Source organism: Acidovorax cavernicola (assembly GCF_003581445.1).
On sequence record NZ_QXMN01000081.1, the window covers coordinates 1 to 7,321 of the forward strand.

The 7,321-nt window shown below is 68.3% G+C and carries 4 protein-coding genes; all 4 read left to right on the top strand.

All coding sequences use genetic code 11. From position 1 onward, the window contains the following. The first annotated feature begins 108 nt into the window (after positions 1-108). From tssK to tagF, 4 genes are read left to right on the top strand one after another with little or no spacing between them, the layout of a single operon-like run. The gene (tssK, locus tag D3H34_RS30475) at positions 109-1,440 is read left to right on the top strand and encodes a type VI secretion system baseplate subunit TssK (RefSeq protein WP_119558584.1); all 1,332 of its coding nucleotides are present in this window, start codon (positions 109-111) and stop codon (positions 1,438-1,440) included. 32 nt (positions 1,441-1,472) lie between these two features. After that, positions 1,473-2,807, top strand: a complete 1,335-nt coding sequence (locus D3H34_RS30480) for a DotU family type VI secretion system protein (protein WP_119558586.1) — start codon at positions 1,473-1,475, stop codon at positions 2,805-2,807. Then, a complete protein-coding gene (tssM, locus tag D3H34_RS30485; RefSeq protein ID WP_119558588.1) occupies positions 2,804-6,409 on the top strand; it encodes a type VI secretion system membrane subunit TssM in 3,606 nt (1,201 codons plus the stop codon). Before D3H34_RS30480 ends, tssM begins: the two co-directional genes overlap by 4 nt. 2 nt (positions 6,410-6,411) lie before the next feature. Continuing rightward, positions 6,412-7,047, top strand: a complete 636-nt coding sequence (gene tagF, locus D3H34_RS30490; RefSeq protein ID WP_286186468.1) for a type VI secretion system-associated protein TagF — start codon at positions 6,412-6,414, stop codon at positions 7,045-7,047. Positions 7,048-7,321: the final 274 nt, after the last annotated feature.

Consider the following 7,321-nt stretch of genomic DNA (forward strand, 5'->3'; position numbering starts at 1 on the left):
GCCTAGGCCATTAGCTAGGCCTTAAGGCGGATTTGCCTCCCGCCCCCCGCGCCGGAAACTTCGTGTTTCTTCTTTCTTCCCGGCACCCTTGCCGTTGACGGAGTGCGGATGAGTTGGCGAACCAAAGTGGTCTGGAGCGAGGGGATGCTGTTGCAGCCTCAGCACCTGCAGCAGAGCGAGCGCCATGCCGATCATGCGCGGCATGTGCTGCTGCGCACCACCACGCCTTATGCCTGGGGGTTCGCCGAACTCGAGATCGATGCGGCGGCGCTCACGCTGGGCAAGCTGGCGCTGGTGCGGGCGGTGGGCATCTTCGGCGACGGCACGGTGTTCGACATGCCGGCGGTCGATCCGCTGCCCGAGCCGATCGACATTCCCGCGTCGATGCGCGACGAGGCGGTGGTGCTTGCGCTGCCGTTGCGCCGCGCCGGGGCGCGTGAAGCCGATGCTGAAGAGTACGAGGAGCTGGTGCGCCATCGCGTGCTGGAGTCCGACGTGCCCGACTCCAACACGGCCGGCGAGCGCACCGCGATGCTGCAACTGGGCCAGCTCCACACGCGCCTGATGCGCGCGAGCGAGACCACCGACGCCTGGGCCACGCTGGGCGTGGCCCGCGTGGTCGAGCGCCGCGTCGACAACCAGGTGCAGCTCGATCGTGCGATGCTGCCGCCGCTGCTCGATGTGGCCGGCCATGCGGTCATTCGCGCCTGGCTCGACGAGCTGCTGGGCCTGCTGCGTCAGCGCGGCGAGGCGCTGGCCGGGCGCATGACCCAAGGCGGCACCGGCGGTGTGGCGGAGATCGCCGACTTCATGTTGCTGCAGGCCGTGAACCGCAACGAAGCCATCTTTGCGCACCTGGCCAGGAGCGCGATGCTGCACCCGCAGCATTTCTTCGAGCATGCGCTCGGGCTGGCCGGAGATCTCGCGAGCTTCCGCGACACGCGTCGCGTGACGCGTTTCGGGCCCTACATCCACGACGACCTGGCGCTGAGCTTCCGTCCGGTGATGGACGACCTGCGCCGCAGCCTGTCGATGGTGTTCGAGCAGTCGGCCATTCGCATCGACCTGCACGATCGCAAGCACGGTGTGCGCGTGGCGGTGGTGACCGATGTGGAGCTGCAGCGCAAGGCGACCTTCGTGCTCGCGGTGAACGCGAACATGCCCAGCGAGGCGCTGCGTGCGCGCTTCCCGACGCAGGTGAAGATCGGTCCGGTCGAGCGCATCCGTGATCTCGTGAACCTCGCGTTGCCGGGCGTCACGCTGACGCCGATGCCGGTCGCGCCGCGCCAGATTCCCTTCCACACGGGCGCCAACTACTTCGAACTCGAAACGCGCAACAGCGACCTGTGGCGCCAGCTCGAACAGTCGGGCGGCATCGCGATGCACATCGCGGGCGATTTCCCCGGCCTCGACTTGGCGTTCTGGGCCATTCGTTCCTAGCCGCATCGGGCTGACGGAAACGGAACATCACCATGAGCACCCCTCCCGACCCCTTCGCCGCCTTCGAGTCCGAGCGCACGGTCATCAAGCCCAAGCCGCGCACACCGGGCGGCACGCCGCCGGCTGCGGCGCCTGCGCCGTTCTTCGGCGGCGCGGACCCGACACCCGTCGCTGAGGTGGGAGAGATCGGCCTGCTCAATCCGCTGGTCTCGGCCGCGGGCAAGTTGCTGGTGCTGATCGGCAAGCTGCGCAACCTCGCGCAGCCGCCCAACGTGCCGGCGCTGCGCGCGTCCACCGCCGATGCGGTGAACCAGTTCGATGCCGCGGCGCGCCGCGCGGGCGTGGGCAACGAGTCGGTGCTGGCCGCGCGCTATGTGCTGTGCACGGCGCTCGACGAGGCCGTGGCGAACACGCCCTGGGGCGTGCAGGCCGGATGGAACAAGCAGAGCCTGCTGGTGCAGTTCCACAACGAAACCTGGGGCGGCGAGAAAGTGTTCCAGCTGCTGGCCAAGCTCGCGCAGGACGTGCCCACGCACCGCCAGCTGCTGGAGCTGATCTACAGCGTGCTCGCACTGGGTTTCGAGGGCCGCTACCGCGTGGTGGACAACGGCCGCGCACAGCTCGACTCGGTGCGGCAGCGCCTGGCCGACCTGATCGCGAAAGACCGTCCGGCCGTCGAGCCCGAGCTGTCGCCGCACTGGCGCGGGCAGGGCGCGGGCACGGTGCGGCTGCGCGAGTCGCTGCCGCTGTGGGTGTTCGCGGCTGGCTTTGCGCTGCTGCTGGCGCTTGCGTGGTTCGGCCTGCGGCTCACGCTCAACAACCGCTCCGACACCACCTACGCGGCGGTGTCGAGCCTGCGCGTGCCCAACATCCAGATCGCGCCGCCTGCGGCGCCAGCCAAGTCGCCGCGGCTCGCGCGTTTTCTCGAACCCGAGATCAAGCAGGGCCTGGTCACGGTGACCGACGAGGCCGACCGCAGCGTGGTGCGGCTGCGCGGTGATTCCTTCTTCGGCTCTGGCAGTGCCGAGCCGATGGCGTCGTCGCTGCCCGTGCTGCGCCGCATCGGCCAGGCGCTGGCCGAGGTGAAGGGCGACGTGCTCATCACCGGCCATTCCGACAACCAGCCGATCCGCTCGCTGCGCTATCCGTCGAACTGGCACCTCTCGGCCGCGCGCGCCGATGCGGTGAAGGGCGCGCTCTCCACGCTGGTCGAGCCCGCGCGCATGCGTTCCGACGGCAAGGCCGATGCCGAACCCGTGGCGGCGAACGACACGCCGGCCAATCGCGCGCGCAACCGCCGCGTCGACATCGTGCTGCTGACCGAACCCGAGCGCATCGCTGCCGCAGTCCCGGGAGCGACGAAATGATCAAGAAAATCTTCGGCTTCCTGTTCAGCCCGCTGCTGCTGACGCTGCTCGCGCTGATCGTCGTCGCGCTGCTGATCTGGTGGGTCGGGCCGCTGGTGAAGATCGGCGCACTCGCACCGCTCGAAAGCGAGATGACGCGCGCCATCGTCATCGGCGTGATCGTGCTCATCGTGCTGCTGCGTGCGCTGTACCGCCGCTGGCGCGCGCGCCGTGCGAGCCAGCATCTGACCGACGGCCTCATGAAGGCGCCGGCCGCCGCCAAGACCGGTGCACCGGTCGACGGCGAACAGAAGATTCTCGACACGCGCTTCAGCGAAGCCGTCGCCACGCTCAAGCAGATGCGCCTGCATGCCGCCGGCAAGAAGCCGGGCTGGCGCGACTGGCTGTCGATCTCGGGCGGCAGCTATCTGTACGACCTGCCGTGGTACGTCTTCATCGGCGCGCCGGGCGCGGGCAAGACCACGGCGCTGGTCAACTCGGGCCTGAGCTTTCCGCTGGCCGAGAAGTTCGGCCCCGGCGCCATTCGCGGCGTGGGCGGCACGCGCAACTGCGACTGGTGGTTCACCGACGAGGCTGTGCTCATCGACACCGCCGGCCGCTACACCACGCAGGACAGCCAGCAGTCGGAAGACAAGAGCGCGTGGGAAGGCTTCCTGGGCCTGCTGAAGAAGGCACGTCCGCGCCGGCCGCTGAACGGCGTGTTCCTTACCGTGAGCGTGGGCGACCTGCTGAGCCAGGGCCCCGAGGCGCGCACGCAGCTCGCGGCCTCGATCCGCGCGCGGCTGCTCGAACTCGACAGCAAGCTCACCACGCGCCTGCCGGTGTACGTGCTGGTCACCAAGAGCGACCTGCTGTATGGCTTGACCGACTACTTCGACGACCTCGGCAAGGAACAGCGCGCACAGGTCTTCGGCTTCACGCTGCCGGCGGACGAGAACGTGCAGCTTGAAGAGAAGGGCCTGTCCGCTGCGTTCCACCGCGAATTCGGCCTGCTGCACAACCGCATCAACGACGGCCTCATCGCGCGCATGCAGCGTGAGACCGACGGCACGCGCCGTGCGGCGATCTTCGGCTTTCCGGCGCAGTTCGGTTCGGTCGGGCCGCTGCTGTCCGACCTGCTGGAACAGGTGTTTACCGGCTCGCGCTTCGCACAGCCGCCGTGGGTGCGCGGTGTGTACTTCACCAGCGGCACGCAGGAGGGCAGCCCGATCGATCGCGTGATGGGCAGCCTGGCGCGCAGTTTCGGCATCGAGCGTGCCATGCTCGCGCCGCAGAAGTCCAGCGGGCGCAGTTACTTCCTCACCGCGCTGCTGCGCGAGGTGGTGTTTCCCGAGCAGCGCCTGGCGGGCGCCGATGTGAAGCTGGAGCGCCGCCGCCACACGCTGCGCCTGGCGGGTGTGGCCGCGATGACGCTCGTCACGGTCGGCCTGCTCGCGGCCTGGGGCTACAGCACGTGGCAGAACACGAACTACCTGAAGTCGGTCGAGGCTCGCGTGGAGCCCGCGCAGAAGACCCTGGCGGCGCTGCCCGCGCGCGTGCAGAACCTGGTCGAGGTCGCGCCCGTGCTGCAGGGCCTGCGCGACATCTGGAAGACGCCCGACAACCGCCAGGGTGACGAGCCGCTGTCGATGACGCTGGGCCTGTACCAGGGCGACAAGCTCGACGCCGCCGCCATGCTCACGCACCAGCGCGCGCTCAACGACGCCTTCCTGCCGCAGATCGCCAAGCGCATCGAAGACCAGCTGCGCACCGCGCAGAAGGACAACCTCGAGTTCACCTACGAGGCCCTGAAGAGCTATCTGATGCTCTACCAGCCCGAGCGCTTCGATGCCGAGGCGCTCAAGGCCTGGATCACGCTCGACTGGTCGCGCAACCTCGATCGCGGCATTCCCGAGGACCAGCGCAAGGCGCTCGAAGACCAGCTTGACGTGCTCATCGCCCAGGGCCCGCCCCGCTCGCCGCTGAAGATGGACGAGAACCTGGTGCGCAGCGTGCGCGCCGTGCTTGCGAGCTACCCGCTGGAGCAGCGCGTGTTCAGCCGCCTCAAGCGCCAGCGCGCCAGCAAGGACATCCCGGCCTTCAGCGTGGCGCAGGCCACCGGTCCTTCGGGCCCGCTGGTGTTCGAGCGCATCAGCGGCAAGCCGCTGAGCGAGGGCGTGCCGGGCATGTTCACCTACGACGGCTATCACAAGCGCTTCCAGAACGAGGTCGTGGTGCTCACCGGCCTGCTGGCCGCCGAAGACCCGTGGGTGCTGGGCCAGGACCGCAACACCAGCGAGCGCCTGCGCGACGCCGCGGCGCTCGGCGCGCTGACCGACCGCGTGCGGCGCCTGTACCTCGAGGAGTACGTCAAGCAGTGGGAGGCGCTGCTGGCCGACGTGCGGCTGATTCGTGTCAGCGGCCTGGAGAAGAACATCGAGACCGCGCGCATCCTCTCGGGCGTCGATTCGCCGCTCGCGAATTTCCTGCGCGCGGTGGTCAAGCAGACCACGCTGATTCCTGCGGCCGATGCCAACAAGGACGTGGTCAGCAAGGCCACCGAGACCGTGCGCAACACGCGCAAGGGCCTGGAAGACCTGTTCGGCAGCGACCCCGGCAAGCAGGTGGCACCGGGCAAGCGCATCGAGAGCATCGTCGACGACCGTTTCGAATCGCTGCGTCGCCTCGTCACCGCAGGCGGGCCGAACCAGCCCGCACCCATCGACGATGCGCTCAAGCTCTTCAACGAGGTGTACGTGTACCTCAACGCCGTCGACACGGCCGTGAAGGGCCGCACCTCGCCGCCACCGGGCGACGTGGCCGGCAAGCTCAAGTCCGACGCGGGCCGCCTGCCCGAGCCGGTGCGCAGCATGATCGAGAACCTGAGCCAGACCGGCGCCGCACAAGCCCAGGTGGCCGAGCGCGGCAACCTGAGCCAGGACCTGCGCCCCGTGACCGAGTTCTGTGCGCGCGCCATCGCGGGCCGCTACCCCTTCGTGCAGAGCAGCAAGCGCGACGTGTTGCCCGAGGACTTCGGCCAGATGTTCGGCGCCGGCGGCCTGATGGACGACTTCTTCCAGAAGCGCCTGGCCGCCATCGTCGACACCAGCACGCGGCCGTGGCGCTACAAGCCCGTGGCCGAGCGCGGCGCGATCACCACGCAGGCGCTGGCCCAGTTCGAGCGCGCGGCGCGCATCAAGGACATCTTCTTCCGCGGCGGCGGACGCGGGCCCTCGATGCGGCTGGACTTCAAGCCGGTGGAGATGGATGCGGGCATCACGCAGTTCATCCTCGATGTCGATGGCCAGCTCGTGAAGTACGCGCACGGCCCCGTGGTGCCGATGGCCGTGCAGTGGCCCGGCCCGAAGGGCAGCAACCAGGTGCGCGTGCAGGTGAGCCCGCCGTCGACCACCGGCAGTTCGGGGTCGGCGATGGATGGGCCTTGGGCGCTGTTCCGCACGCTCGACGAAGGGCAGCTGGAAGCCGGTGATGCGCCGGAGAAGTTCTTCATCACCTTCCAGGTGGGCGCGCGCAAGACGCGCTTCGAAGTGACGACGAACAGCGTGCAGCATCCGATCCGGCTGAAGGAGCTGAGGGAGTTTTCTTGTCCGGAGGGGTTGTGAGCGTGGCCTCTTCTTCCTCCTCTCTCTTCGTTTCTGGCGAGTTGCCCGGATGGTTCGGGAAGCTGCCGGGGATGGGGGACTTTGCGCATCGGCGGTTGCCGGAGTCGTTTCGGTCGGTGTGGGATCCGTGGTTGCAGCGTGGGCTGGCGCGGTTGCGGGACCGGCATGCGGACTGGACTGCTCATTACCTTGAAGCGCCTGTGTGGTGCTTTGCGCTGGGGGAGCAGGTGGTGGGGGAGCGGGCTTGGATCGGGGTGTTGATGCCTTCGGTGGATGGGGTGGGGCGGTACTTTCCGTTCACTCTCGCTGTTGAATTGGATGAAGACGCAGCTTCTGGCGTTTTGAGTGGGGCTGCGTTGCTTGCCGTGCTTCGGTGGTGGGCGTTGGGGACGCAGGCCGTGCTCGAAGGGCTCGATGGGGATCTGGATGCACTGCGGTTCGAGGCGGCGCTGGGGCGGCTGTTTGCCGCTGCAGCTGATGACGAGACCGCGGATGAAGAGCGGGCGCTGGAGTTACCGTTGGCGGGGACTTCGCTTTGGATGGAGACGCCTGGTTCGGAAGGCGGGGTTCGCGTGCTGGCTACCGGGTTGCCTCGGGACTTGCAGTTCGAAGCCTTGTTCCTCGGGGGTGGGGAATGAGTCCGTTGCTTTTTCTTTCTTTCCGAGGCCGGGTCTCGCCCCGGCGGGCGACTTACTTTCTTTTCCTTCGCCAAAAGAAAGTAAGCAAAGAAAAGGCGACCCCACTGTCTGCGACCCTCCGCTTCGCTGCGGGCAACCTGCGGTGCTCACGTTCCGCGGGGTCTCGCAGAACTCGCTTCGCTCAAACAGCTGCGATCCCTGATCCGCGAAACGCTGCGCTCCTCGGCGCAGCCAGAGGGGAGGGGGCGGGGACGGCCCATCGCTGCGCTCGGGC

What these genes read in the sequence shown, in the direction of transcription:
- tssK (WP_119558584.1), top strand. Translation starts at nt 109, where the DNA reads ATGAGTTGGCGAACCAAAGTGGTCTGGAGCGAGGGGATGCTGTTGCAG.
- D3H34_RS30480 (WP_119558586.1), top strand. Translation starts at nt 1,473, where the DNA reads ATGAGCACCCCTCCCGACCCCTTCGCCGCCTTCGAGTCCGAGCGCACG.
- tssM (WP_119558588.1), top strand. Translation starts at nt 2,804, where the DNA reads ATGATCAAGAAAATCTTCGGCTTCCTGTTCAGCCCGCTGCTGCTGACG.